Below are 25,934 nucleotides of genomic sequence, written 5' to 3' on the forward strand. Positions count from 1 at the left end.
CCCTGAGGAGGAACACCATGGCCAAGAACAAGAACCGCAAGCAGGGCAGCCAGCAGGACCGCGCGTCCGAGTCGGAGCGCGGTGCGCAGGAGGCGCGGTCCACGGCTTTCGAGTCGCAGAACCAGCCCCAGGCGCAGTCCCAGGGCAGCCCTGCCGATGTTGCGCGTAAGCATCAGCGGCGCTTCGGCCACAACTGACCGGACTTCTCCGGTACGGCCACAGGCCGGCAGCCGAGAGGGGCGCACCCGCTTGCGCGGGGCGCCCCTCACGTGCGGGTGCGGGCGGGCGGTGGCTCAGCCGGCCAGGCAGGACGGGCCGAGCAGCACCTTCAGATCACCGAAGAGCGCCGGGTCGGCCTTCACCCGGTGCCGGTCGAGCCGGAGCACCGTGGTCTTGCGGGGGCCCTGCAGCTTGATCCGCACCTCGGTGTCGCCCCGGTGGCTGTTGAGCACCTCGCCGAGCCGGCTGACCATGGGCGGGGTGATCTTGACGGTGGGGATGGTCAGGACCACCGGGGCGTTGGTGCCCGCGTTGGAGATGTCCGGGACCTGCATCTCCATGGCGACCAGGCGGGGCACGTCCTCGCGCTTGTCGAGCCGGCCCTTGACGAAGACGACGGTGTCCTCGACGAGCTGGGTGGAGACCAGCTGGTAGGTGGCCGGGAAGAACATGCACTCGATCGAACCGGCCAGGTCCTCGACGGTGGCGATGGCCCAGGCGTTGCCCTGCTTGGTCATCTTGCGCTGGAGGCCGGAGATGATGCCGCCGATCGTGACGATCGCGCCGTCGCTGTGCTCGCCGCCGGTGAGCTGCGAGATCGCCGCGTCGGACTTGTCGCTCAGCACGTGCTCGATGCCGAAGAGCGGGTGGTCGGAGACGTAGAGCCCGAGCATCTCGCGCTCCTGGGCCAGCAGGTAGGACTTCTCCCACTCGACGTCGGAGAACTCCACGTCGAGCCCGAAGCCCGGCTCGTCGCTGTCCTCCTCGCCGCCGCCGAAGAGGTCGAACTGCCCCTCGGCCTCCTTGCGCTTGACCTGCACCACGTTGTCGATCATGGGCTCGTGGTGGGCGACGAGGCCCTTGCGGGTGTGGCCCATCTCGTCGAAGGCGCCGGCCTTGATGAGCGACTCCACGGTCCGCTTGTTGCAGACGACCGCCTCGACCTTGTCCAGGAAGTCGGGGAAGCTGCTGTACTTCCCCTTCGTCTTGCGGCACCGGATGATCGAGTCGACGACGTTCTGGCCGACGTTACGGATGGCCGTCAGTCCGAAGAGGATGACGTCGTCACCCTGGGCGGCGAAGTTCGACTCGGACTCGTTGACGTTCGGCGGGAGCACCTTGATGCCCATGCGCCGGCACTCGTTGAGGTAGACCGCCGACTTGTCCTTGTCGTCCTTGACCGAGGTGAGCAGCGCCGCCATGTACTCGGCGGGGTAGTTGGCCTTGAGGTATCCGGTCCAGTAGGTGACCAGGCCGTACGCGGAGGAGTGCGCCTTGTTGAAGGCGTACCCGGCGAACGGGACCAGCACGTCCCACAGCGCCTTGATCGCGGCGTCGGAGAAGCCGTTCTTCTTGGCGCCGGCCTCGAACAGGACGAAGTTCTTCGCCAGCTCGTCGGCCTTCTTCTTGCCCATCACGCGGCGCAGGATGTCGGCCTCGCCGAGCGAGTACCCGGCGACGATCTGGGCGGCCTTCTGCACCTGCTCCTGGTACACGATCAGGCCGTAGGTGAGGCCGAGGACCTCCTTGAGCGGCTCCTCCAGCTCCGGGTGGATCGGAGTGATCTCCTGGCGGCCGTTCTTGCGCTCGGCGTAGTTCGTGTGCGAGTTCATGCCCATCGGGCCCGGCCGGTACAGGGCCGAGACGGCGGAGATGTCCTCGAAGTTGTCGGGCTGCATCTGGCGCAGCAGGGAACGCATAGGCCCGCCGTCGAACTGGAACACCCCGAGCGTGTCACCGCGGCAGAGCAGCTCGTACGTCTTGGGGTCGTCCAGCGGCAGCGCCAGCATCTCCAGGTCGATGCCCTTGTTGGACTTCACCATCTTGATGGCGTCGTCCATGATCGTCAGGTTGCGCAGTCCCAGGAAGTCCATCTTCAGCAGGCCGAGGGACTCGCACTGCGGGTAGTCCCACTGCGTGATGGTGACGCCGTCGGTGTGCCGCACCCAGACGGGGGCGTGGTCGACGATCGGCTCGCTGGACATGATGACGCCGGCGGCGTGCACGCCCATCTGCCGGACCAGGCCCTCGACACCCTTCGCGGTGTCGATGACCTTCTTCACGTCCGGCTCGTTCTCGTACATCCCCCGGATCTCGCCCGCCTCGCTGTAGCGCGGGTGCGTGGGGTCGGTGATGCCGTTGAGGTCGATGCCCTTGCCGAGGACGTCGGCGGGCATGGCCTTGGTGAGCCGGTCGCCCATCGCGTACGGGTAGCCGAGGACGCGGGCGGAGTCCTTGATCGCGTTCTTGGCCTTGATCTTGCCGTAGGTGCCGATCATGGCCACCTTGTCGGCGCCGTACTTCTCCGTGACGTACCTGATCACCTCGACGCGCCTGCGCTCGTCGAAGTCGATGTCGACATCGGGCATGGAGACGCGCTCGGGGTTGAGGAACCGCTCGAAGATCAGCCCGTGCTCGATCGGGTCGAGGTCGGTGATGCCCATCGCGTACGACACGATCGAACCGGCGGCGGAGCCCCGGCCGGGGCCGACCGCGATGCCGTTGTTCTTGGCCCACATGATGAAGTCGGCGACGACCAGGAAGTACCCGGGGAACCCCATCTGGATGATGATGTCCATCTCGTACTCGACCTGCTTCTGCCGGTCCTCGGGGACCCCGCCCGGGAAACGGCGGTTCATCCCGGCGCGGACCTCCTCCTGGAACCAGGTGATCTCCGTGTAGCCGTCCGGGATGTCGAACTTCGGCATCAGGTCGCGCTTCTCGAACATCCCGGTGGTGTCGATCTGCTGCGCCACCAGGAGGGTGTTGGCGCACCCCTCCTGCCAGGCGTCCGACGAGTCGACGCCGTACATCTCGTCCGTGGTCTTGAGGTAGTAACCGGTGCCGTCGAAGCGGAAGCGGTCCGGGTCGGAGAGGTTCTTGCCGGTCTGGATGCAGAGCAGCGCGTCGTGCGCGGTGGCCTCGCTGGCGTACGTGTAGTGCGAGTCGTTCGTCACGAGCGGCGGGATGTTCAGCTTCCTGCCGATTTCGAGGAGCCCGTCACGGACCCGGCGCTCGATCTCGATGCCGTGGTCCATCAGCTCCAGGAAGTACCTGCCCTCGCCGAAGATGTCCTTGTAGTCGGAGGCCGCCTGGACCGCCTCGTCGAACTGTCCGAGCCGCAGCCGGGTCTGCACCTCGCCGGAGGGGCAGCCGGTGGACGCGATCAGGCCCTCGGACCACTGGGAGATGGTCTCCTTGTCCATGCGCGGCCACTTCTGGAGCCAGCCCTCGGCGTAGGCGTCCGAGGACAGCTTGAAGAGGTTGTGCAGCCCCTTGGCGTTGGCCGCCCAGATCGTCTTGTGGGTGTAACCGCCCGAACCGGAGACGTCGTCGCGCTTCTGGTGCGGCTGGCCCCACTGGATCTTCCGCTTGTGCTTGCGCGACTCCGGAGCGACGTACGCCTCGATCCCGATGATCGGCGTCACGTTCGCCTTCCGGGCGGAGTGGAAGAAGTCGTACGCCCCGTGCAGGTTGCCGTGGTCCGTCATCGCGATGTGGGACATGCCCATCTCGTTACAGGCCTCGAACATGTCCTTGAGCCGCGCGGCACCGTCCAGCAGCGAGTACTGGGTGTGGACGTGAAGGTGCGTGAAGGGCGGCTTGGTCACGGCGCTGTGCCTCCGGGAGAACTGGGGATGACGGGCTGGGACTGTCCGCGAAGCGGCGTCGCGGGCCGGACGGGCCTGTGCGGACACGACCTGAGGGGGACAGCGTGGAAGTCTACGTCTCCGAGGTGACGGACGACGGGCACTCCGCGATACGGTCGCGCGTTGGAGGGGCGAGGACGCCCGTCCCTTTTGTCATGTACGTCGTCATGCAGGCCAGGTACCAGGAGGCACCCAGAGATGTCGGAAACGCAGACCGGCGCGACGCAGCGCGGGGAGCAGATCCTGGAGGTCTTCGACACCGCTTTCGGTGAGCTGCTGGCCGCCGATCCGGCCGCCTTCCGCGTGAAGTTCCGCAAGATGGCGGGCTCGGCCTTCGCCTTCTACCGGGGCACGGCCTGTCTCTTCTACAACGACCTGGAGCGGGAGCGGCACGGCGGCCCGTACCTCGACGAGCGCACCGGCCGGGTGTGGATCCACGGCGATCTGCACGCGGAGAACTTCGGCACGTACATGGACGCCAACGGCCGCCTGGTCTTCAACGTCAACGACTTCGACGAGGCGTACGTCGGCCCCTTCACCTGGGACCTCAAGCGCTTCGCCGCCTCCGTGGCCCTGATCGGCTACGCGAAGGCGCTGGGCGACGACCAGATCACCGAGCTCGTCCGGGTCTACGCGGCGGCCTACCGCGAGCGCATCCACGCGCTGGCGACGGGCGCGAAGAACGACGAGGTGCCGCCGTTCACGCTGGACACCGCCGAGGGGCCGCTGCTGGGCGCCCTGCGCGTCGCCCGCTCGCTGACCCGGTTCTCGCTGCTCGACTCGATGACCGAGATCCGTGACTTCGAGCGCCGCTTCGCGGAGGGCGGCGGCACGATCGACCTCGACGCGGCGACGCGCTACAAGGTCCTGGCGGCGTTCGACGGCTACCTGGAGACGCTGCCGGAGTCGAGTCTGGCCCGCCCGGACTCCTACCGGGTCAAGGACGTCGTCGGCCGTCGCGGGATCGGCATCGGATCGGCCGGGCTGCCCTCGTACAACATCCTTCTGGAGGGCAACAGCGACGCCCTGGAGAACGATGTCGTGATCTATCTCAAGCAGGCGCAGACCCCCGCCGTCTCCCGGCACATCACGGACGCGGCGGTGCGGAACTACTTCCAGCACGAGGGGCACCGCACGGTCATCTCGCAGCGCGCGCTGCAGGCGCACTCCGACCCGTGGCTGGGCTGGACCGAGCTCGACGGGGCCGGGCAGCTGGTCGCCGAGGTGTCGCCGTACGCGGTCGACCTGGACTGGTCCGACATCGACGAGCCCGAGGAGATCGCGGCGGTCGTCGCCGACCTCGGCCGGGCGACGGCGACGATGCACTCCGCGGCGGACGACGAGAGCGGTCACTCGTTGGTGCCGTTCTCCACCGAGCGGGCGATCGACGCGGCGATCGCGGCGGACGAGGAGGGCTTCGGGAATCTGCTGGTGGACTTCGCCCACAGCTACGGGGCCCGGGCGCGCGCGGACCACCAGATCTTCGTGGACCTCTTCCGCAACGGCCGCATCCCGGGGCTGTAAGCCCGCCCACACCGGAAGGGTCCTTTAGCGGTCGCCTACAGGTTCACATGCGACACTCCTCGACGATGGACATCTCCGGAACGCAGCTCAGAGTCGTACGCGCGGCGCTTTTCACAGCGCTCGTCGTGACGCTCTCCGCTGCCTCCCATGTCCTGCTCTCCCGGGTCCCGCTGCCGCTGACCCTCGTGGCCGTGCTGGCGGGCGCCGTCTTCGCGGTGGCCTACGCGCTGGCCGGCCGGGAGCGCGGCTTCGGGGCCATCGCCGGGCTGCTGGTGCCGCTGGAGCTGGCCGCGGACACCGTCTTCACCACCGGCCAGCACCTCTGTTACGGCGCGGCGGGCGGCCCGATCGCGGGGCCGCTGCGCTCGGTCGGTGTCGATGTGCTGTGCGGCGGCGGCGAGGTCGGGAAGGGCGCGCCGGGGCTGGGCAGCGTCGGCGAGGTGGGCACGCCGCTGGTCTCGGTGACCGCGGGCGGCCACGGCGCGGCCGCGCTGCTGGCCTCGCCCGGTCCGCTGGTGCCGTGGCTGCTGCTGGCCGCGCACGTGACGGTGGGGCTGCTCGCCGCCGCCTGGCTGCACCGCGGTGAGCTGGCGCTCGCCGGGCTGCTGGGCGCGTTCGCGCTGCTGGCGTTCCGGCCGCTGCTGATAGCGGTGGCCGTGGCGGGAGCGGCCCGCCGCTCCGTACGCCTCAAGGTCCCCGCCGCCGGCCCCGGCCCGCATCTGCCGGCCCACGCCCGTCTCCTGGTGCACTCCGTGGGACGGAGGGGACCACCGCGCTCGGCCTGCGCCACCGCCTGAGCACGCAAGTCCCTGACGACGTAACGCCACGCACCCCACGGAGAACCGATCATGAGCAAGCGCAACAGCCAGGCCAACAAGTCCGCCGCCCGCGAGCGGCTGCGCGTCGAGCGCGAGCGGCAGGCCAAGAAGGACAAGACGCGCCGGCAGGTCGTCGTCGGCGTCTCGATCGTCGCCGTCCTCGCGATCGCCGCGGGCGTCAGCTACGGCGTGATGCAGCTGAACAAGCCGGGCCACTGGGACGAGGCGGGCGACGCGAAGAGCGTCACCGCCCCGAAGAACACCTCGGGCGAGAACGGCACGACCGTGGTGGTCGGCAAGTCGACCGCCAAGAAGACCCTGGAGCTGTACGAGGACTCCCGCTGCCCGATCTGCGCCACGTTCGAGCAGACCGTCGGCGAGACCGTCCACAAGGACGTCGACGCCGGCAAGTACAAGGTCAAGTACATCGGTGCCACGTTCATCGACAACAGTGACAACGGCGAGGGCTCGAAGAACGCGCTGAGCGCGCTGGGAGCGGCGCTCGACGTGAGCCCCGAGGCCTTCCTCGACTACAAGTACGCCCTCTACTCCGCGAAGTACCACCCGCAGGAGACGGAGGACAAGTTCAAGGACGACTCGTACCTGATCGAGGTCGCCGAGACGGTCGACGCGCTGAAGGGCAACGCGGCCTTCCAGAAGAACGTCAAGGACGGCACGTACGACGCCTGGGCGATGAAGATGTCCGCCACCTTCGACAAGAGCGGCGTCCAGGGCACCCCGACGCTGAAGATGGACGGCAAGACGCTGACCGGCTCGGACAACAAGAACGCCCCGATGTCGGTGGCGGACTTCAACAGCGCGATCACCGCGGCGCTGAAGGGCTGATTCGCACGATTCCGGTCGAACGGGCAGGTGGACCCACCGGGTTCACCTGCCCGTTCGCGTCCGCCGCGCGCCCGGACCGTCGAGATCCAGCCATCGCGGGAGGTGTTGCGGGCGGGTGACAGGCCCGCGTCGGACGCCGTCACGCACGGATCCAATGCGGACACACCGGCCACCGGAACGACGGGGGACATCACGTCCGCCTTTCAAACTCCGGAGCAGACAGCAGATTTTCTTCCTGTTGCCCTGGTTTGCTCCAGGAATGATTGGGCCGGATCGATTCTCCCGCCCATATGACATGCCCACGTAATCTCCCGGCGGCGGGTGAGGAAATCCCTCCCCACCACATCCGCTAGGAGACCCTGTGCGCACTCTTGCCCGTATATCCCCGCGTATGCGCCACCGTGCGATCGGCACCGCCGTCCTGGCCGGAACCCTGGCCCTGGCACCGCTCACCGTCTCCACCGGCGCCACCGCCGCATCCGGCAAGGCCACCGCCGCCCCCTCGGCCGAGGCCTGCGCCGGCGCCCCGGCCGGCGCCGCCGCCCGCCAGTCGCGCCCCTCGGGCCCGCAGCACGCCGCGGAACCCAACGAGCTCACCACCTCCCAGGCCGCGGCCATGGACAAGCAGCTGAAGCAGAGAGTCGCCGAGCGCCGGGTCACCGGCTCCACCCTGGCCGCCGGCGCGACCGTGCCGGTCTACTTCCACGTCATCCACTCCGGCACCACGGGCAAGCTCACCGCGGGCGCCATCAGCAGCCAGATGAGCGTCCTGAACGCCGCGTACAGCGGCCAGGGCACCGGCAACACCCCTACCGGCTTCCAGTTCTCCCTGGCGGGCACCGACTACACGGACAACGCCTCCTGGTACAACCTCTCCTCGGGCTCGTCGGCCGAGAAGGCCATGAAGACGGCCCTGCGCAAGGGCGGCAAGAACGCGCTCAACGTCTACACGGCCAACCTCGGAGGCGGGCTGCTCGGCTGGGCGACCTTCCCGAGCTCCTACAACTCCAGCCCCTCCATGGACGGCGTGGTGATCCTGGACGCCTCGCTGCCGGGCGGCTCCGCCACCAACTACGACCAGGGCGACACGGCGACGCACGAGGTCGGCCACTGGATGGGGCTCTACCACACGTTCCAGGGCGGCTGTAACGGCAACGGCGACTACGTCTCCGACACCCCCGCGGAGAAGAGCGCCGCGTTCGAGTGCCCGACCGGGCGCGACACCTGCACCAACAAGACCGGCGTCGACCCGATCCACAACTTCATGGACTACACGTACGACTCCTGCATGTACCAGTTCACCGCGGGCCAGGTGCAGCGGATGAGCGACAGCTGGACCGCGTACCGCGGCTGATCCCGCTCCGTTCCGCCGAGGGGCCCCGCGCCGTCGCGTGCGCGGGGCCCCTCGCGTCCCTCACAGGGTGGCGAGGAAACCGATCGCGACCTTCCAGGCCAGTTCCGCGGCGGCCTGGTCGAAGTCCGGCAGCTCCGCGTCGGTGAACAGGTGGCCCGCCCCGGGGTAGCGGTAGATCTCGACATCGGCGCCGGTGCGCTGCATCTGCAGGTACCAGGAGTTCAGCCAGTCGTGCGTCTCGAACGGGTCCGGGTCGGCGACGTGCAGCTGGACGGGCAGCTCGTCCACCGATGCGCTCTCCGCGATGTCCGACGTGCCGTGGAAGAGCAGCAGCCCGCGCGCCTTCGCGTCCCCGAGCGCCAGCGTCTGGGCGACCGACGCGCCGAGCGAGAAGCCGGCGTACACCAGACCGGTGTCGGAGTAGGGCGCCGCGGCCAGCACCGCCCGTTTCAGCAGCTCCTCCTTGCCCGTCTCCTCCTTGAAGGCCAGCCCCTCCTCGACGGAATCAAAGGTGTGGCCCTCGAAGAGATCGGGCACGCGCACCTCGTGCCCGGCGGCGCGCAGCCGGTCGGCTGCCGCGTGGACCGCGGGGCGCAGACCGTACGTCGAGTGGAAAAGCATGATGTTCATGAGGCCCATGGTGCCAGTTACGTTCGAGCGGATGGAGAGCGACAGCATGGAGAACGTACTGCGCCCGCTGATCGTCCTCGGCGGGTCGGTCGTGATCACGCTGGTGGCGGGCTGGCTGCTCGACCTGCTGCTCAGGCGTACCGACGAACGGCACCACGAGACGCCGCTGTGGGGCCTGCTGCGGCGCTGCCGGATACCGTTCCAGCTGACGCTGGGCACGGCGCTGCTGCGGGCCACCTACGCCCATACCCGGCTCGACCTGGTCCGCGACCACCGGGCGGGCATCGGGCAGGTGCTGACCCTGGTGCTGATCGGGGCGTCGGCCTTCCTGGTGGTGCGGATCGCCGTGGCGGTGGTGGACTCGGTGTACGCGCGCTACGCGGCGAACACCCGGGATCCGGCGCGGGTGCGCCGGGTGCGGACGCAGGTGACGCTGATCCAGCGGGTGGTCATCGCGATCGCGACGACCGTCGCGGTCGCCGCGATGCTCCTGACGTTCCCCGCCATGCAGACGGTCGGCACCTCGATGCTGGCCTCGGCGGGCGTCCTCGGCATCGTCGCGGGTGTCGCCGCCCAGTCCACGCTCGGCAACCTCTTCGCGGGGCTGCAGATCGCGTTCGGCGACATGGTGCGCATCGGCGACACGGTGGTGGTGGACGGCGAGTGGGGCACGATCGAGGAGATCACGCTGACCTTCCTCGCGGTCCGGACCTGGGACGAGCGGCGGATCACGATGCCGGTCTCGTACTTCACCAGCAAGCCCTTCGAGAACTGGTCGCGCGGCGGGGTCCAGATGACCGGTTCGGTCTTCTTCCACCTCGACCACTCCGCGCCGGTCGCCGCCATGCGCGACCAGCTGCGGGACATCCTGGGCGAGTGCGCCGCGTGGGACGGCCGGGACTGGTCGCTGGCGGTGACCGACACCACGCCCTCCACGATCCAGGTGCGCGCGGTCGTCACGGCGAAGGACGCGGACGACATCTGGACGGTGCGCTGTGCGGTCCGCGAGCAGCTGATCGGCTGGCTGCGCGACCACCATCCGTACGCGCTGCCGAGGATCGCCACGGCCCCCGCCGCGCTGCCGCCCGGTGACGTGTGGCCGGCCGTGGGCATCGTGGACGAGAAGCCGGCGGGCTGGGCCGGGGCGCCGCGCACCGGGCGCGGCTGAGCGGGACTCCCCCGCCACGGGTCAGCGCAGGCTGCGCACGTCCAGCTGCCGCAGCACCCGGTCCACCACCTCGGGGTCAGCGCCGGCCTCGCTGCGCGCGGAGAGCACCGCGTGGCGGGCGGCCGAGAGCATCTCGCGCTGGATGCGGCTGACGGCCTTGAACCGCTCGGCGCGCTGGGCGTAGGCCTCGCGCCGTTCGTTGTCGACTATGTCGGGGCTGATCCGGGCGCCGACGTCGTAGGCCAGCCGCTGGAGACGGTCCACGACGTCGTCGGGGAACTCCTCGACCTCCTGGATCTCCTTGAGCCGCTGCTTGGCCGCCTTGGCGGCCCGGATCGCGAGGTCCCGCTCCAGCGCGGCCTCGGCGTCCGTGTCCGCCCGGACCCCCAGCCGGCGCACCAGCCACGGGAGCGTGAGGCCCTGGAAGACCAGGGTGACCATGATCACGGCGAAGGCGATGAAGACGATCTCGTCGCGGCCGGGGAAGGGCTTTCCGTCGTCCGTCTTCAGCGGGATCGCGAGGGCGAGGGCCACCGAGGCCACGCCGCGCATCCCGGCCCACCACATGATCACGGTCTCCCGCCAGCTGGTGGGGATCTCCTCGCTCACGTCGCGGCGGGTGTGCAGCCGCTTGGCCAGCCAGGTCGCGGGGAGCAGATAGAGCAGCCGTACGCCGACGACGACGGCGACGACGGCCAGCGCCCAGCCGGCCATCTCCAGCTCACGCCCGTCGGCGGTCCCGAAGACGTTGTGCAGTTCGAGGCCGATCAGCCCGAAGGCCACGCCGGTGACGAGGGTGTCGACGATCTCCCAGAAGGTGCGGCCCGTGAGCCGGCCCAGGACGTCGTCGGCGTCGGTGGCGTGCTCCGCGAGGAAGAGGGCCGTCGTCAGGACGGCGAGCACGCCGGAGCCCATCAGCTCCTCGGCGAGCACGTAGCTGACGAAGGGGACCAGGAGGGTGAGACCGACCTGCAGCGTGGCATCGCCGAGCAGGTCCATGAGTTTGATGGTGAGCCAGCCGAGCGCGACGCCGACCGCGACGGCGACGACGGCGGACAGGACCAGCAGTCCGAACGCCTCGGGCAGCGAGAAGGTCCCGCTGACCGCGGCGGCGATCGCCACGTGGTAGAGCACGATCGCGGTCACGTCGTTGAACAGCCCCTCGCCCTCCAGGATCGAGACGAGCCTGCGGGGCAGTCCGACCGATCCGGCGACGGCGGTGGCCGCGACCGGGTCGGGCGGGGCGACGAGCGCGCCGAGCGCGACGGCCGCGGCGAGGGGCAGTCCGGGGACGACCGCGTTGGCCACCGCGGCGACGGCGGCCGTCGTCAGGAAGACCAGCGCCACGGCCAGCAGGAAGATCGGCCGCTTGTTGGCGGCGAACTGCCGCCAGGAGGTGCGCTGCACGGAGGCGTAGAGCAGGGGTGGCAGCAGCGCGGGAAGAATGATCTCGGGCGGGATGTCCACGTTCGGTACGAAGCTGAGGAAGGCCATCCCGACGCCCGCGAGCGTCATCAGCACCGGCGCGGGAAGCCGGAGCCGTTCCCCGAGGGGCACCGTGACCACGGCTCCGAGCAGGAGCAGGAGCAGCAGTGCCATTTGATCCACGAGGTGCCTTCCGGAGCGCGCCGAGCCGGCCTCGGTAACCGGCCGGCCTGGGGTTCAAGCCTGCCATGCAGGCCCCGCGATCCGGCCGACACCCCCGCGCCCCGGAGCCCGCCCGGGCTGTCGGCCCGCCCCCGCGCCCACCGGGGGCCGTCCCCCCGCACGCGCCGCAGGGGTGCCGCCCGGACTCGGCGAGGGATGCCGTGCGAACTCGCGAGGGGTGCCGCGCGGACGAGGAAGGGCTACGCGTCCACGGCGCGGCGCATCGCCCGGTGCGCGATGCCCGCGTCCGGGAACTCGGGGCCGTAGGCCACGTACCCGAGCCGCTCGTAGAAGCCGAGCGCGTGCGTCTGTGCGTGCAGGTCGACGGCGGACAGACCGAGCGCGCGGGCGGCGTCCTCGATGGCCCGCACCAGCGCCGCGCCGACGCCGAGGCCGCGCGCCTCCTTGGTCACGGCGAGCCGGCCGAGCGAGCCTACGGTGAGGTCGCCGCCCGTTTTGGCCGCGGCGGCCGGGCCGTGGAGCAGCCGCCCCGTGCCGAGCGCCGTGCCGTCCGCGGCGACGGCGATGACGTGCAGCGCCTCCGCGTCGTAGGCGTCGTACTCGATCTCCTCGGGCACGTTCTGCTCGCCGACGAAGACGTCCTTGCGGATCTGGAAGCAGGCGGCACGGTCCTGCTCGCCGGTGACCGTGCGGGTGGTGTAGGAGGTCATTCGCTCTCTGCCGCGATCTTGTCGAGGGCCTGCTGGAGGTCGTCCGGGTAGGTGCTGGAGAACTCCACCCAGCTGCCGTCCGAGGGGTGCTCGAAGCCGAGCCGGACCGCGTGCAGCCACTGCCGCGTCAGGCCGAGGCGCTTGGCCATGGTCGGGTCGGCGCCGTAGGTCAGGTCGCCGACGCAGGGGTGGCGGTGGGCGGACATGTGCACCCGGATCTGGTGCGTGCGGCCCGTCTCCAGCTTGATGTCCAGGAGGCTGGCGGCGCGGTACGCCTCGATCAGGTCGTAGTGCGTCACGGAGGGCTTGCCCTCGGCGACGACCGCCCACTTGTAGTCGTGGGTGGGGTGGCGGCCGATGGGGGCGTCGATGGTGCCGCTCATGGGGTCCGGGTGGCCCTGGACCAGCGCGTGGTACTTCTTCTCGACGACCCGGTCGCGGAACTGGGCCTTCAGCAGCGTGTAGGCGCGCTCGGACTTGGCGACGACCATCAGCCCGGAGGTGCCGACGTCGAGCCGGTGCACGATGCCCTGGCGCTCGGCGGCGCCCGAGGTCGAGATCCGGTACCCGGCCGCGGCGAGACCGCCGATGACGGTGGTACCGGTCCACCCGGGGCTCGGGTGCGCGGCGACGCCGACCGGCTTCACGATCACGACGATGTCGTCGTCGTCGTGGACGATCTCCATGCCCTCGACGGGCTCGGCCACGATCTGCACCGGCGCGGGAGCCTGCGGCATCTCCACTTCCAGCCAGGCGCCGCCCCGGACCCGCTCGGACTTCCCGACCACCGAACCGTCCACCTGCACCTTCCCGGCGGCGGCCAGCTCCGCGGCCTTGGTGCGGGAGAAGCCGAACATGCGGGAGATGGCGGCGTCGACGCGCTCGCCCTCCAGGCCATCGGGGACGGGCAGGGTGCGGACCTCGGGTTGCGTACTCACCTGTCGAGTATGCCTTGCGTGGCCCGGGGCCCGTGCCTCGGACCGGTCGCCGCCCCGGCCGTGGCCCGGCCGACGGGTCCTAATCCTTGTGCACGGTGCCGTCGGGGTCGAGGCCCTTGAAGGAGAGCAGCACGATCAGGATGCCTCCGCAGACGATCGCGGAGTCCGCCAGGTTGAAGACGGCGAAGTGCGCGGGGGCGATGAAGTCCACCACCGCGCCCTCGAAGACGCCGGGCGAGCGGAAGACGCGGTCGGTGAGGTTGCCGAGGGCGCCGCCGAGCAGCAGACCGAGCGCGATCGCCCACGGCAGGCTGTACAGCTTGCGCGCGAGCCGGGCGATCACCACGATGACGGTCGCCGCGATGACGGTGAAGATGATCGTGAAGGCCTCGCCGAGGCCGAACGCGGCCCCCGCGTTGCGGATCGCGTCGAGTTTGAGCCAGTCGCCGAAGATCTCGATGGGCTCCTGGTGCTCCAGCTTCGCCACCACGAGCATCTTGCTGCCCAGGTCGAGCAGGTAGGCGAGGACGGCGACGCAGAAGAGCAGGATGATCCGTCGCCGGCGCGTGGCCGGCGACCGGTCGACCGGCGCTTCCCCGTCCCCGGCGTCCGGCTCGGCGGCCTCCGGGGACGTGTCCCCGGCCGTCCGCTCCGGCTCGGCTCCTTCGTTCCCCTCAGCCTCGGGGATGTCCGGCGTACCGATGATGCGCTCCGCCTCTGCCACGTGAGTCCCTCAACCTAGTTCCGACGGAGAGGCTGTCGGGTGATCTGCGATCGGAAGGCGGACGCGGTCCGGCGCACGCGGGGGCGAGGCGCCGGGATGTCCTCGTAGCGGAACTACCAGGACATCCGGGCATCGCGGGAGGCGTGCGTGCCGGGGCGTGGCCGCCCGATCGCAGATCACCCGACAGCCTCTGGGGACGAGGGTACGACACGGCGGTGGGAATCAGCCGCGTCGCTCCTGCTTCTGTTTGTCCTCGACGCAGAGGGTGGCCCGGGGGAACGCCTGCATGCGCGCCTTGCCGATCGGGTTGCCGCAGATCTCGCAGAGTCCGTACGTGCCCGCGTCGAGCCGGGCCAGTGCCCGTTCGGTCTGCTCCAGCATCTCCTGGGCGTTCGCGGCGAGCGACATCTCGTGCTCGCGGGTGATGTTCTTGGTGCCGGTGTCCGCCTCGTCGTCACCCGCCCCGTCGCCGGAGTCCCGCATCAGCCCGGCCAGCGCCAGGCCCGACGCCTCCAGCTCGTCGCGCAGCCGCGTGATCTCGCCGGTCAGCTCCGTGTGCGCGGCCGAGACCTCCTGAGGCGTCCAGGGGTCCTCTCCGGGCCGTACGGCCAGCTCCCCCGGGGCCGTCGCCGCGGCCCGCGCCGGGGGCACGGGTGCCGCGCTCCCGCCGGCCGGGCGGGTACGGGCCGCGCTCTTCTTGGCTACCACCGTGTGGGCTCCTGTCTGCTCGGCGGCCTCGGCCGCCTCCGTGGCCGCCTCGGCGGCCTTCTTCGAAGCCTTCTCGGCCGTGGTCTTCCCGGCCGCGCTCGTCCGCGCCGGTGCCGGGGCCGTCCCGGCCGGCTCCTCGTCGCGGCCGGCCCCGTCCGGAGCCGGTCCGTCCGCGGCCGGATCCCCGGCCGCGGTCTTCTTCGCGGCGGTCTTCTTCGCCGCCGCCTTCCTGGTCGTCTTCTTCCCGGCTGCCTTCTTGTCGGCCGCCGACTTCCCGGCAGCCTTCCTCCCGGCCTTCTTCGGGTCGTTCCCGGCCGCGGCGGGCGGCCCGGCGGGGTCCTCGGGCCCGGCCTCCGTCGCGCTGTGCGTATCCGCGTCCGAAGGGCTGTCCCGGCCGGTCTCTCCCGTCGTCTCCCCGGCTGCCGCGCCCGTGGATCTGGCTGACGCCGTCTTCTCTGCGGCGGTCTTCTTCGCCACCATGGCCGCGGCCCCTTCACGCTCTGTGATCTTGCTCGCGAGTCGTGCTGGGACGATAAATCGACCCCAGCCCCGCGGCAACGGGGCACGCCGCCGCATCGCCCCTCCCCGTGTCCGGATCACCGCGCGCCTGAAACCGTTGTGCCCAGCTCCCCGCCGGGTAATCCGCCTTCCGGCGGCCCGCCGGGCAGCGCCGGGACCCGTCGCGTCCCGTCTGGCCATTCGGGTCACCCCGGGGCTGCCCGAAAACCGGTCGGCCACCGTCCCCGGGGCCCGTACACTGGCCTCAGCGAGAGGCGTGGATGGGACGAGTAGCGTCGTACGCAGCCAGGAGCGACCCGGGGACGGTGGGAGCCCGGGGGCGAGCGCGTCGTGAACATCACCCGGAGCCGTCGGAAGAACGCCGCAGGGCTAGTAGAACCGGCATCGCACCCCAATGAGGGGGCCACGGGCGCACACCCGGGGCCAAGGAGGGTGGTACCGCGGGATCCGGCATCGGTTCTCGTCCCTCCGACGGAAGAGGAAAACGTCCGCCGGAGGAAGCCGCACATGACATCGCCGCAGTACCGCCAGGTACCCGCCCAGGTCGACCTGCCCGCGCTGGAGCACGCCGTGCTCGACTTCTGGCGCGAGAACAAGGTCTTCGACCAAAGCCTCGAACAGTCCGAGGGCCGCCCCGAGTGGGTCTTCTACGAGGGCCCGCCGACCGCCAACGGCATGCCGGGCGCCCACCACATCGAGGCCCGCGTCTTCAAGGACGTCTTCCCGCGCTTCCGCACCATGCAGGGCTACCACGTCGGCCGGAAGGCCGGCTGGGACTGCCACGGTCTGCCGGTCGAGCTCGCGGTCGAGAAGGAACTGGGCTTCAACGGCAAGAAGGACATCGAGGCGTACGGCATCGCCGAGTTCAACGCCAAGTGCCGCGAGTCCGTGACCCGCCACACCGACGCCTTCACCGAGCTCACGACCCGGATGGGCTACTGGGTCGACCTCGACGACGCGTACCGCACGATGGACCCCGAGTACGTCGAGTCCGTCTGGTGGTCGCTGAAGGAGATCTTCAACAAGGGTCTGCTGACCCAGGACCACCGCGTCGCCCCCTGGTGCCCGCGCTGCGGCACCGGCCTCTCCGACCACGAGCTGGCCCAGGGGTACGAGACGGTCGTCGATCCCTCGGTCTTCGTACGCTTCCCGCTGACCTCCGGCCCGCTGGCCGGCGAGGCCGCCCTCCTGGTCTGGACGACGACCCCCTGGACCCTGGTCTCCAACACGGCCGTCGCCGCGCACCCCGAGGTCGAGTACGTGGTCGCGACGAACGGCGAGGAGAAGCTGGTCGTGGCGCGACCGCTCGTCGAGAAGGCGCTGGGCGAGGGGTGGGAGCTGACCGGCCGGTCGTTCACGGGCCGCGAGATGGAGCGCTGGACGTACGAGCGCCCGTTCGCGCTGGTGGACTTCCCCGCCGAGGCGCACTACGTCGTGAACGCCGAGTACGTGACGACCGAGGACGGTACGGGTCTGGTGCACCAGTCCCCCGCCTTCGGCGCCGACGACCTCCTGGTCTGCAAGGCGTACGGACTCCCGGTGGTCAACCCGGTCCGCCCCGACGGCACCTTCGAGGAGGACGTGCCGCTGGTCGGCGGCGTCTTCTTCAAGAAGGCCGACGAGGCGCTCACCGAGGACCTCAAGGACCGCGGCCTGCTCTTCCGGCACGTCCCGTACGAGCACAGCTACCCGCACTGCTGGCGCTGCCACACCGCGCTGCTCTACTACGCGCAGCCGTCCTGGTACATCCGCACGACCGCGGTCAAGGACCGGCTCCTCGAGGAGAACGAGAAGACCAACTGGTTCCCGGAGTCGGTCAAGAACGGCCGCTTCGGTGACTGGCTGAACAACAACGTCGACTGGGCCCTCTCCCGCAACCGCTACTGGGGCACACCGCTGCCGATCTGGCGCTGCGAGGACGACCACCTCACCTGCGTGGGCTCGCGCGCCGAGCTGACCGAGCTCACCGGCACCGACCTGTCCGGCCTGGACCCGCACCGGCCGTTCATCGACGAGATCACGTTCACCTGCACGCACGAGAACTGCCAGCTGGAGGCCTACCGCGTCCCGGAGGTCATCGACGCCTGGTACGACTCGGGCTCGATGCCGTTCGCGCAGTGGGGCTACCCGTACAAGAACAAGGAGCTCTTCGAGAGCCGCTACCCGGCGCAGTTCATCTCGGAGGCCATCGACCAGACGCGCGGGTGGTTCTACACGCTGATGGCGATCGGCACCCTGGTCTTCGACAAGTCGTCGTACGAGAACGTGGTCTGCCTGGGCCACATCCTCGCCGAGGACGGCCGCAAGATGTCCAAGCACCTGGGCAACATCCTCCAGCCGATCCCGCTCATGGACCAGCACGGCGCCGACGCGGTCCGCTGGTTCATGGCGGCGGGCGGCTCCCCGTGGGCGGCGCGCCGGGTCGGTCACGGCACGATCCAGGAGGTCGTCCGCAAGACGCTCCTCACGTACTGGAACACGGTCGCCTTCCAGGCCCTGTACGCCCGTACGTCGAACTGGGCGCCCTCGGCCGCCGACCCGGCACCGGCCGACCGCACGGTCCTGGACCGCTGGCTGCTCAGCGAGCTGAACGCCCTGGTGGACCAGGTCACCGAGGCGCTGGAGGGTTACGACACCCAGCGCGCCGGAAAGCTGCTGTCGGCGTTCGTCGACGACCTGTCCAACTGGTACGTCCGCCGCTCCCGCCGCCGCTTCTGGCAGGGCGACAAGGCGGCGCTGCGCACCCTGCACGACGTCGTCGAGACGGTCACCCGGCTGATGGCCCCGCTGACCCCGTTCATCACCGAGCGGGTCTGGCAGGACCTCGTCGCACCGGTCACGCCGGACGCCCCCGCCTCGGTGCACCTGTCCACCTGGCCGAAGGCGGACCTGTCCGCGATCGACCCGGCGCTCTCCACGCAGATGGCGCTGGTGCGCCGCCTGGTCGAGCTGGGGCGCGCCACGCGTGCCGAGTCGGGCGTCAAGACCCGCCAGCCGCTGTCCCGCGCCCTGGTCGCGGCCTCGGGCTTCGACACCCTCTCGCCCGAGCTGCACGGACAGATCACGGAGGAGCTGAACGTCTCTTCCCTGGCCTCCCTGTCCGAGGTGGGCGGCTCGCTGGTCGACACGACGGCGAAGGCGAACTTCCGGGCCCTGGGCAAGCGGTTCGGCAAGGGCGTCCAGGCGGTGGCGAAGGCCGTCGCGAACGCGGACGCGGCGGCGCTGTCGCTGGCCCTGCGCGAGGGCACGGCATCGGTCGAGGTCGACGGGGAACAGGTCACCCTCGCCCCTGACGAGGTCATCATCACGGAGACCCCGCGCGAGGGCTGGTCGGTCGCGTCCGACTCGGGCGCGACGGTCGCCCTGGACCTGGAGATCACCCCGGAGCTGCGGCGTGCGGGCCTGGCCCGCGACGCGATCCGTCTGATCCAGGAGGCGCGCAAGAACAGCGGCCTGGACGTGGCGGACCGCATCGCCGTCCGCTGGACGTCCACGTCACCGGCGACGGCCGAGGCCCTGACCGAGCACGCGTCCCTGATCGCGGACGAGGTCCTGGCCCTCGACTACGCGCAGGGTGAGGCGGACACGGCGTACGGCGAGCCGTTCGAGGACGAGGGCCTGTCCCTGACGTTCCGCCTCCGCAAGACGGAGCGGTAGCCCACAGCACCACAGGGGCCCGGCCGGACACGTTCCGGCCGGGCCCGTTGCTTTCCCGACCCCGGGCGCGGGCTACGGGGCGGAGCCCCGCTCACAGGCCCATACCTCTCAGCCTCCGGCGTGCCTCCCCAGCCCCTCCGGCGATTGAGGAGCGGGGTCCGGGGCGGAGCCCCACTCACGGCCGACGCCGACCACACAGCCCCGGCCGGCACCTCTGAGCCCTCCGCCGACACCTCCCAGCCCTGCGCGGCCACCTCTCAGCCCTGCGCGGCCACCTCTCAGCCCTGCGCCGCCACCTCTCAGCCTCCGGCGAGCCTCCCCAGCCCCTCCGGCGATTGAGGAGCGGGGCCCGGGGCGGAGCCCCACTCACGGCCGACGCCGACCACACAGCCCCGGCCGGCACCTCTAAGCCCCTCCGCCGACACCTCCCAGCCCTGCGCGGCCACCTCTCAGCCCCGCGCCGCCACCTCTCCGCCTCCGGCGTGCCTCCCCAGCCCCTCCGGCGATTGAGGAGCGGGGCCCGGGGCGGAGCCCCGGTTACGGGAAGGGGCGGGTAGGGGAACACGCCCCGCGCAGCGGCCCCGCCCCCGGACCCCGACCCCACGGCCCGGCGACACCACCACCCTGGCGACACCACCACCCCGGCCGCGCCACCACCCCGGCGACACCGCCACCCCGGCCGCGCCGCCCACGGCAAAGGGCCGGGCCCCGGGGAAAACCCCGGGGCCCGGCCCTCAGCCTGCCGACGGCTACGCGCTCACCGAGCGCGTACCGGTCAGTTGTCGTCCTCGTCGATCAGGAACCCACGCATCGGCGAAGGCGCCTGCTGCATCGGCTGCGGCGCCTGCGGCCGCACCGGTGCCATCGGCTGGGTCATCGCCGGCGACATCTGCTGCTGGCCACCGTAGGAGGGCCCACCGCCCATGGACGGGTTGCCGCCCATCTGCTGGCTGCCGTGACCGCCGTGGTTGCCGCCCATGGTGTGACCCATGGCGCCCGCACCGGCCGGAGCCAGCGAGGGCGACGGCGGCAGCGAAGCGGCCGCGGGGGTCCGCGGCGGCGCCAGCGAGTCGTCCGCCTGGGTCTCCAGCTGACGCAGCTGGCTCTCCAGGTAGGACTTCAGACGGGTCCGGTACTCGCGCTCGAAGCCACGCAGGTCCTCGACCTTGCGCTCCAGCGTCGCGCGGGCCGACTCCAGCGAGCCCATCGCCACGCGGTGCTTCTCCTGCGCGTCCCGCTCCAGCGCGTCCGCCTTGGCGCGTGCGTCGCGCTCCAGGCCCTCGGCACGGCTGCGCGCCTCGCCGACGATCTTGTTGGCCTCGGAACGGGCCTCCGCGATCGCCTGGTCGGCGGTCTGCTGCGCCAGGGACAGGACACGGGCGGCGCTGTCGCCGCCAGGGCCCTGCTGCTGCATCTGCGGCGGCTGCTGCATCTGCTGCATCTGCTGCTGCTGCGGGTTGTGACCGCCCATGGGGCCGCCCATCGGGCCACCCATGGGACCGCCCTGCATCGGGCCGGGGCCGTGCGGGCCCTGGGGACCGGGGCCGTGCGGACCCTGGGGGCCGTGACCGCTGGGACCGGCGGGCAGCTGCGGAGCACCACCGGGCAGCTGGGGCGGACCCATCTGCGGCGGCTGCTGCTGCTGGACCGGCGGACCCGATATGGCGGCGGGCACAGGTGCACCGGGACGGTCCTGCGGCTCCGGCTTGCGCATACCCTGCTGCTGCTGGTTCTGCGCGGCGGCACGCGTGGCGGCGGCCAGCTTGGCGCGCAGGTCCTCGTTCTCACGGAGCAGGCGGGTCAGCTCGGACTCGACCTCGTCGAGGAAGGCATCGACCTCGTCCTCGTCGTAGCCTTCTCGGAGGCGGACCGTCGTGAACTGCTTGTTCCGCACGTCCTCGGGGGTCAGCGGCATCTCTTCTTCACCTCTACGTAGTCGTCGGCAGTCGGCAGGACCGTATCGCTCACAGCCTGGTCACGATGCTGATCAGGATGGAAACGATGATCATCAGAACGAAGAAGGACAGGTCGAGTGCCACGCCCCCGAGACGCAGCGGCGGAATGAACCGCCGCAGGAGCTTCAGCGGTGGATCGGTGACCGTGTAAGTGGTCTCGAGGACCACCACCATCGGCTTGCCCGGCTGCCATGAACGTGCGAACTGGAAGACGTAGTCCATGACCAGCCGGAAGATCAGCACGATGAGGAAACACATCAACGCGATGTAGACAACACTTTGTGCGACGCCCATCCTCGCGTGTACCTCTCCCCTGGCTCTCGTAGCTCCGGCCTTGCGGCCGGGTCGTTCCCGGTGTCGTGTTCTCAGCTCTGGTTGAAGAATCCGCCCTCTGCGATGCGGGCCTTGTCCTCCGCCGTGACATCGACGTTAGCAGGCGACAACAGGAACACCTTCTGTGTCACTCGCTCAATGCTGCCATGGAGACCGAAGACGAGTCCCGCGGCAAAGTCGACAAGTCGCTTTGCGTCCGTATCGTCCATCTCCGTGAGATTCATGATCACCGGAGTGCCCTCACGGAAGTGTTCCCCGATGGTACGGGCCTCGTTGTAGGTCCTGGGGTGCAGTGTGGTGATGCGGTACGGCTCCCGCTCGGACACGACCTTGGGCATGATCACCGGTGCGTTCTTCTCCATGTTCGGGCGTTCAGGTGTGATGGATGCCACGGGTGCGATCCGGGCGGGTCGCTCTCGCTCCGCCGGGATCTGGACCGGCTCGCGCTGCGCCGGCGGCTGCACGACTCGCACCGGTTCGTCCCGCTCCCGCTCCACCTGATGTGCGGGCTGGTGCCGCCGCCGGTCGCGGTCGGGTTCCGGCTCGGGTTCGAATTCGTCGTCGGGGTCGAACCCCGGACCGTCGTACCCATCGTCCTCCACGAGGCCGAGGTAGACCGCCATCTTGCGCATCGCGCCGGCCATGCTCTGAGTCCTCCGCTCTGTGGTGGATCGGCATCTGTCACCAAGTGCCCGCGATCCACTGTGGTCTGCCCGCCAAAGGCGGTAATGACCATATTTTCTGCTGTGGTCCGACTTCTTGGCGACGTTACCCGAGCCCGGGTCGGACTCCGAGTACCGCAGTACCGACGCGCACATGTGTCGCTCCGGCCGCAACGGCGTCCTCGAGGTCCGCACTCATCCCTGCAGAGACCATGTTCGCAGCCGGATGGTTCCCGCGCAGCCGGGATGAGAATTCCATCAGCCGGTCGAACGCCGCTCGTTGCCTTCCGGCGAACGGCCCGGCGAGCGGCGCGACGGTCATCAGACCGTCCAGCCGCAGTCCGGGCGCGGCGGCGACCGCGTCGGCCAACTCCTCGATCCCGTCGGGTGCGACGCCCCCGCGCTCCCCCCGCTCGCCGCTCTCGGCGTCGAGGGCGACCTGGAGGAGACACCCGAGTTCGCGCCCGCCGCGGTCGGCGGCGGCGGAGAGGGCGGTCACCAGCTTCGTACGGTCCACAGACTGCACGACATCGGCATAACTCGCCACGGAACGGACCTTGTTCGTCTGCAATTGACCCACAAAATGCCATGTGAGGGACAGATCCGCACATTCGGTGGCCTTGGGGGCCGCGTCCTGGTCACGATTCTCCGCGACATGGCGCACACCGAGTTCGTGCAGGACCCGTACATCGCTCGCGGGGTAGGTCTTGGTGACCACGATGAGGGTCACTTCCTCCCGCCGGCGACCGGCGGCGGCGCAGGCGGAAGCAATACGTTCCTCCACCTGTGCCAGATTCGCGGCGAGTTGTGCCTTACGATCCGTCATGCCCTATCCGTCCAGCCAGACATATCCGGCGAGCCGCCCCGTGGTGCGGTCGCGCCGGTACGAGAAGTGATCGCCCGATTCGAGCGTGCAGAAGGACGACGCCCGCCGGTCGGTCACGCCGAGGTCCGCCAGTTGCGCGTGGACGCCGGCGGTGACGTCCACCGCGGGGGTGCCCCAGCTGGTCTCGGACCACGAGGCGGGGACGACCGCCGCGACCTCGTCCCGCATACCGGCCGGCACCTCGTAGCACCGGCCGCAGACGGCGGGCCCGGTGCGGGCGACGATCCGGGCGGGGTCCGCGCCGAGTGCGACCATGGCCCCGACCGCGGCGGGCACGACCCCGGCGACCAGACCGGGGCGGCCCGCGTGTGCTGCCGCGACGACTCCGGCGGCCGGGTCGGCGAGCAGGACCGGGGTGCAGTCGGCGGTGAGGACGGCGAGCGGGAGCCCGCGCCGCGCGGTCACCACCGCGTCCACGGCGGGGATCTCGCGCGCGTCGCCCCAGGGCGCCTCGACCACGGCGACCTCCCGCCCGTGCACCTGGTTCATCCAGACGACCCGGTCCGGATCGATCCCGCGGGCCCGGGCGGCCCGTTCCCGGTTGGCCAGAACGGCAGCGGGGTCGTCACCGACCGCGCCGCCGAGGTTGAGCTCCGCGTACGGAGCGGCGCTCACCCCGCCCCACCTGTCGGTGAAGGAGAAGTGAGCGCCGCCGTCCGAAGGAACAGAATCCTTTGAGCTCACCGAGTGGTGCGGATCTATCACTTCAAGAAGTCCGGAACGTCCAGCTCTTCGGCCTGGGAGTCCTGGTAGGGACGGGCCGGCGGGACGTGCGGCGGGGAGACCGGGGGAAGGTGGCTCTCATGGGCCGCCGGAACCGGCTCGGCCTGGACCGGGGGCTCCTCGCGCGGGGGCACGGAGCCCAGTCCGCCCGTCTGGCGCACGGGCTCGGCGGCCCGGACCGGCGGAGCCGGCTCCTCGCGCTTGGCGGAGCTCGCACCCAGGACGTTCTCCCGCCGGGCCGGCGGCTGTCCGCCGTCGAAGCCCGCCGCGATCACGGTGACCCGCACCTCGTCGCCCAGCGCGTCGTCGATGACCGCGCCGAAAATGATGTTCGCCTCGGGGTGCGCCGCCTCGCTCACCAGCTGGGCGGCCTCGTTGATCTCGAAGAGACCGAGGTCGCTGCCACCGGAGATGGAGAGCAGGACACCGCGGGCGCCGTCGATGGACGCCTCCAGGAGCGGCGAGGAGATCGCCATCTCCGCGGCGGCCACCGCGCGGTCGTCGCCACGGGCCGAGCCGATCCCCATGAGCGCCGATCCCGCCTCGGACATGACCGACTTGACGTCGGCGAAGTCGAGGTTGATCAGACCCGGGGTGGTGATGAGGTCGGTGATGCCCTGGACACCCGAGAGCAGGACCTGGTCGGCCGACTTGAACGCGTCGAGCACGCTGACCTGGCGGTCCGAGATGGACAGCAGTCGGTCGTTGGGAATGACGATGAGGGTGTCGACCTCTTCGCGGAGTTCGGCGATGCCGTCCTCCGCCTGGTTCGCGCGACGCCGGCCCTCGAAGGTGAACGGGCGGGTGACCACACCGATCGTCAGGGCGCCTAGCGAGCGCGCGATGTTGGCGACGACGGGTGCGCCACCGGTGCCGGTGCCACCGCCTTCGCCTGCGGTGACGAAGACCATGTCGGCCCCCTTGAGGACCTCCTCGATCTCTTCACGGTGGTCCTCTGCCGCCTTGCGACCGACGGCCGGGTTCGCCCCGGCGCCGAGGCCCCGGGTGAGTTCACGGCCGACGTCGAGCTTGACGTCGGCGTCGCTCATCAACAGGGCTTGCGCATCCGTGTTGATCGCGATGAACTCGACGCCCTTGAGACCGACCTCGATCATTCGGTTGATGGCATTGACACCACCGCCGCCGACACCGATGACCTTGATGACTGCGAGGTAGTTCTGCGGTGCTGCCACGTCGAAGGCCTCTCGCCTCGAGTTACGTGTCGTCGCTTGGCGGTACTCCCGCCGCGACGACGGATGCCGATTGGGACGGTCCGAACGCCGACCCAAACCCTAACGTTGAAGTTTAGGGTTACCAGTGTGTCTGCTTCATGGACTCTTCCGAACAGGACACTAAGTCGACAAGTGGCGCACGTTCAACGAACACGCCGAACCTCCCGTTTTTCTTTTCACCCTATGTGATCACCCGTAGCGCTGACCAACCAGGGTGCTGGCCAGGCCAAATGTGCGTCAACTACCCGACACTGCCGGAGCGGTGGGTGCACTCACGTCGAAGTGTCCCGCTTTGGGAGCGGCTTTCATGAGAGCGGTGAGGACTTTCGCCTTCACCGCACCTTCTTCGCTGCTCCCCCAGACGACCGTGCGGTCCCCGGTGAGCTCCAGAGAGACCGAGTCGTACGAGGCGACCCGCACGACCCGGGTCGCCGAGGCGACACCGTCCGGAAGATCGTTCGCGACCCGGACCGCCTCCCGCACCAGCCGGTCGCTGCCGAACCGGCGCACACTCGCGGACTGACCAGGCGTCAGCTCCAGCAGGGGTACCCGCCCGGGAGCCTTGTCCACCGTGGCGAAGCGCACGCCCTCGGCGTCCACTTCGATGAACTTCGCACCCTTTTTCAGCAAAACGACCGGCTGTCGTTCGGTCACCTTAAGTCCGATGCCGTGCGGCCATGACCGTACGACATCCACCGAGTCGACACGAGGCAACTTCTGGCGCAACCTCGCGGCGATGGCGTCCGTGTCGACGGAGATCAGCGGGTCGCCCATCGGCACCTCCGCCGCGGTCTCCACCTCGGCCGGTGTCAGCACGTCGACCCCGGTGATCCGGACCTCTTCGGCACGGAGCCAGGAGGACCCGTAGAGCGCCCAGACGGCCCCGGAGCCGAGCAGCAGCACGGCCCCGACGATCACCAGCAGGAGCGTGCCCCGGGACATCCGGGGCCCCTGCGCCCCCGGGCGCGGCAGGCGGTCCCGGGTGTCCTTCTGTTGCCCTGCACCGCGCTGGGCGGTCGTCGGTCCGGCCACGCTCGCTCCTTATGCCGGGTCCGGGGGCGGCGCCCCCG

General features: G+C 70.3%; 21 protein-coding genes. 7 read left to right on the forward strand and 14 right to left on the reverse strand.

Going from position 1 to position 25,934, the window contains the following annotated elements; all coding sequences use genetic code 11:
- The first annotated feature begins 17 nt into the window (after positions 1-17).
- On the forward strand, positions 18-197 hold the full coding sequence (locus ABZ454_RS08315; RefSeq protein ID WP_148017758.1) for a hypothetical protein: 180 nt from the start codon (positions 18-20) through the stop codon (positions 195-197).
- A gap of 96 nt (positions 198-293) precedes the next feature.
- Here the strand turns inward: ABZ454_RS08315 and dnaE are convergent, their stop codons facing one another.
- The gene (gene dnaE, locus ABZ454_RS08320; RefSeq protein ID WP_356315070.1) at positions 294-3,830 is read right to left on the reverse strand and encodes a DNA polymerase III subunit alpha; all 3,537 of its coding nucleotides are present in this window, start codon (positions 3,828-3,830) and stop codon (positions 294-296) included.
- A gap of 237 nt (positions 3,831-4,067) precedes the next feature.
- Between dnaE and ABZ454_RS08325 the strand changes: the two genes are divergently transcribed.
- The 4 genes from ABZ454_RS08325 to ABZ454_RS08340 all read left to right on the forward strand — a co-directional run bounded on the left by ABZ454_RS08325 (position 4,068) and on the right by ABZ454_RS08340 (position 8,411).
- On the forward strand, positions 4,068-5,393 hold the full coding sequence (locus ABZ454_RS08325; RefSeq protein WP_359536596.1) for a DUF2252 domain-containing protein: 1,326 nt from the start codon (positions 4,068-4,070) through the stop codon (positions 5,391-5,393).
- Between the two features lie 65 nt (positions 5,394-5,458).
- Positions 5,459-6,190, forward strand: coding sequence for a hypothetical protein (locus ABZ454_RS08330; RefSeq protein ID WP_356315076.1), 732 nt, complete (start codon positions 5,459-5,461; stop codon positions 6,188-6,190).
- Positions 6,191-6,241: 51 nt separating this feature from the next.
- Positions 6,242-7,057: a DsbA family protein gene (locus tag ABZ454_RS08335; RefSeq protein ID WP_356315079.1), complete on the forward strand. Its 816-nt coding sequence runs from the start codon at positions 6,242-6,244 to the stop codon at positions 7,055-7,057.
- A 391-nt stretch (positions 7,058-7,448) separates the two neighbouring features.
- Positions 7,449-8,411 carry a zinc metalloprotease gene (locus tag ABZ454_RS08340; RefSeq protein WP_359536597.1) on the forward strand — a complete coding sequence of 321 codons (963 nt, stop codon included), beginning with the start codon at positions 7,449-7,451 and terminating at the stop codon, positions 8,409-8,411.
- A gap of 60 nt (positions 8,412-8,471) precedes the next feature.
- Here the strand turns inward: ABZ454_RS08340 and ABZ454_RS08345 are convergent, their stop codons facing one another.
- Positions 8,472-9,050: a dienelactone hydrolase family protein gene (locus tag ABZ454_RS08345; RefSeq protein ID WP_359536598.1), complete on the reverse strand. Its 579-nt coding sequence runs from the start codon at positions 9,048-9,050 to the stop codon at positions 8,472-8,474.
- Positions 9,051-9,087: 37 nt separating this feature from the next.
- Between ABZ454_RS08345 and ABZ454_RS08350 the strand changes: the two genes are divergently transcribed.
- Positions 9,088-10,209: a mechanosensitive ion channel domain-containing protein gene (locus ABZ454_RS08350; protein WP_359536728.1), complete on the forward strand. Its 1,122-nt coding sequence runs from the start codon at positions 9,088-9,090 to the stop codon at positions 10,207-10,209.
- Between the two features lie 21 nt (positions 10,210-10,230).
- Here the strand turns inward: ABZ454_RS08350 and ABZ454_RS08355 are convergent, their stop codons facing one another.
- From ABZ454_RS08355 to ABZ454_RS08375, 5 genes are all read right to left on the reverse strand, one after another.
- A complete protein-coding gene (locus tag ABZ454_RS08355; protein WP_359536600.1) occupies positions 10,231-11,817 on the reverse strand; it encodes a Na+/H+ antiporter in 1,587 nt (528 codons plus the stop codon).
- Between the two features lie 239 nt (positions 11,818-12,056).
- Entirely contained in the window at positions 12,057-12,527 is a 471-nt protein-coding gene (locus tag ABZ454_RS08360) for a GNAT family N-acetyltransferase (protein WP_359536601.1), read from the reverse strand.
- Complete coding sequence (locus ABZ454_RS08365) at positions 12,524-13,465, reverse strand: RluA family pseudouridine synthase (RefSeq protein WP_356315094.1); 942 nt, start codon at positions 13,463-13,465, stop codon at positions 12,524-12,526. Before ABZ454_RS08365 ends, ABZ454_RS08360 begins: the two co-directional genes overlap by 4 nt.
- Positions 13,466-13,544: 79 nt before the next feature.
- On the reverse strand, positions 13,545-14,189 hold the full coding sequence (gene lspA / locus ABZ454_RS08370) for a signal peptidase II (RefSeq protein WP_359536602.1): 645 nt from the start codon (positions 14,187-14,189) through the stop codon (positions 13,545-13,547).
- A gap of 222 nt (positions 14,190-14,411) precedes the next feature.
- On the reverse strand, positions 14,412-15,377 hold the full coding sequence (locus ABZ454_RS08375) for a TraR/DksA C4-type zinc finger protein (RefSeq protein WP_359536604.1): 966 nt from the start codon (positions 15,375-15,377) through the stop codon (positions 14,412-14,414).
- Positions 15,378-15,923: 546 nt separating this feature from the next.
- On the opposite strand from ABZ454_RS08375, the gene ileS reads away from it, so the two are divergent.
- Entirely contained in the window at positions 15,924-19,073 is a 3,150-nt protein-coding gene (ileS, locus tag ABZ454_RS08380) for an isoleucine--tRNA ligase (RefSeq protein WP_359536606.1), read from the forward strand.
- A gap of 775 nt (positions 19,074-19,848) precedes the next feature.
- Here ileS and ABZ454_RS08385 read toward each other — a convergent pair.
- From ABZ454_RS08385 to ABZ454_RS08415, 7 genes are all read right to left on the reverse strand, one after another.
- Positions 19,849-20,988: a DivIVA domain-containing protein gene (locus ABZ454_RS08385; RefSeq protein WP_356315103.1), complete on the reverse strand. Its 1,140-nt coding sequence runs from the start codon at positions 20,986-20,988 to the stop codon at positions 19,849-19,851.
- Between the two features lie 49 nt (positions 20,989-21,037).
- Complete coding sequence (locus ABZ454_RS08390; RefSeq protein WP_018518688.1) at positions 21,038-21,322, reverse strand: YggT family protein; 285 nt, start codon at positions 21,320-21,322, stop codon at positions 21,038-21,040.
- Between the two features lie 71 nt (positions 21,323-21,393).
- A complete protein-coding gene (sepF, locus tag ABZ454_RS08395; RefSeq protein WP_356315107.1) occupies positions 21,394-22,005 on the reverse strand; it encodes a cell division protein SepF in 612 nt (203 codons plus the stop codon).
- 124 nt (positions 22,006-22,129) lie between these two features.
- Positions 22,130-22,849 carry a YggS family pyridoxal phosphate-dependent enzyme gene (locus tag ABZ454_RS08400; RefSeq protein ID WP_359536609.1) on the reverse strand — a complete coding sequence of 240 codons (720 nt, stop codon included), beginning with the start codon at positions 22,847-22,849 and terminating at the stop codon, positions 22,130-22,132.
- 3 nt (positions 22,850-22,852) lie between these two features.
- Positions 22,853-23,614, reverse strand: coding sequence for a peptidoglycan editing factor PgeF (pgeF, locus tag ABZ454_RS08405; protein ID WP_359536611.1), 762 nt, complete (start codon positions 23,612-23,614; stop codon positions 22,853-22,855).
- Complete coding sequence (ftsZ, locus tag ABZ454_RS08410) at positions 23,611-24,825, reverse strand: cell division protein FtsZ (RefSeq protein ID WP_359536613.1); 1,215 nt, start codon at positions 24,823-24,825, stop codon at positions 23,611-23,613. The genes pgeF and ftsZ overlap by 4 nt, the downstream gene beginning before the upstream one ends.
- Before the next feature lie 276 nt (positions 24,826-25,101).
- Positions 25,102-25,896: an FtsQ-type POTRA domain-containing protein gene (locus ABZ454_RS08415; RefSeq protein ID WP_359536615.1), complete on the reverse strand. Its 795-nt coding sequence runs from the start codon at positions 25,894-25,896 to the stop codon at positions 25,102-25,104.
- Positions 25,897-25,934: the final 38 nt, after the last annotated feature.

The sequence above is a fragment of the Streptomyces sp. NPDC005803 genome, from assembly GCF_040630435.1.
Taxonomy (GTDB): domain Bacteria; phylum Actinomycetota; class Actinomycetes; order Streptomycetales; family Streptomycetaceae; genus Streptomyces.

Bases quoted from the DNA above. Each gene is read 5' to 3' on its own strand.
- ABZ454_RS08315 (WP_148017758.1), top strand. From the start codon at position 18: ATGGCCAAGAACAAGAACCGCAAGCAGGGCAGCCAGCAGGACCGCGCG.
- ABZ454_RS08325 (WP_359536596.1), top strand. From the start codon at position 4,068: ATGTCGGAAACGCAGACCGGCGCGACGCAGCGCGGGGAGCAGATCCTG.
- ABZ454_RS08330 (WP_356315076.1), top strand. From the start codon at position 5,459: ATGGACATCTCCGGAACGCAGCTCAGAGTCGTACGCGCGGCGCTTTTC.
- ABZ454_RS08335 (WP_356315079.1), top strand. From the start codon at position 6,242: ATGAGCAAGCGCAACAGCCAGGCCAACAAGTCCGCCGCCCGCGAGCGG.
- ABZ454_RS08340 (WP_359536597.1), top strand. From the start codon at position 7,449: ATGCGCCACCGTGCGATCGGCACCGCCGTCCTGGCCGGAACCCTGGCC.
- ABZ454_RS08345 (WP_359536598.1), bottom strand. From the start codon at position 9,050: ATGGGCCTCATGAACATCATGCTTTTCCACTCGACGTACGGTCTGCGC.
- ABZ454_RS08350 (WP_359536728.1), top strand. From the start codon at position 9,088: ATGGAGAACGTACTGCGCCCGCTGATCGTCCTCGGCGGGTCGGTCGTG.
- ABZ454_RS08360 (WP_359536601.1), bottom strand. From the start codon at position 12,527: ATGACCTCCTACACCACCCGCACGGTCACCGGCGAGCAGGACCGTGCC.
- ABZ454_RS08375 (WP_359536604.1), bottom strand. From the start codon at position 15,377: ATGGTGGCGAAGAAGACCGCCGCAGAGAAGACGGCGTCAGCCAGATCC.
- ileS (WP_359536606.1), top strand. From the start codon at position 15,924: ATGACATCGCCGCAGTACCGCCAGGTACCCGCCCAGGTCGACCTGCCC.
- ABZ454_RS08385 (WP_356315103.1), bottom strand. From the start codon at position 20,988: ATGCCGCTGACCCCCGAGGACGTGCGGAACAAGCAGTTCACGACGGTC.
- ABZ454_RS08390 (WP_018518688.1), bottom strand. From the start codon at position 21,322: ATGGGCGTCGCACAAAGTGTTGTCTACATCGCGTTGATGTGTTTCCTC.
- sepF (WP_356315107.1), bottom strand. From the start codon at position 22,005: ATGGCCGGCGCGATGCGCAAGATGGCGGTCTACCTCGGCCTCGTGGAG.
- ABZ454_RS08400 (WP_359536609.1), bottom strand. From the start codon at position 22,849: ATGACGGATCGTAAGGCACAACTCGCCGCGAATCTGGCACAGGTGGAG.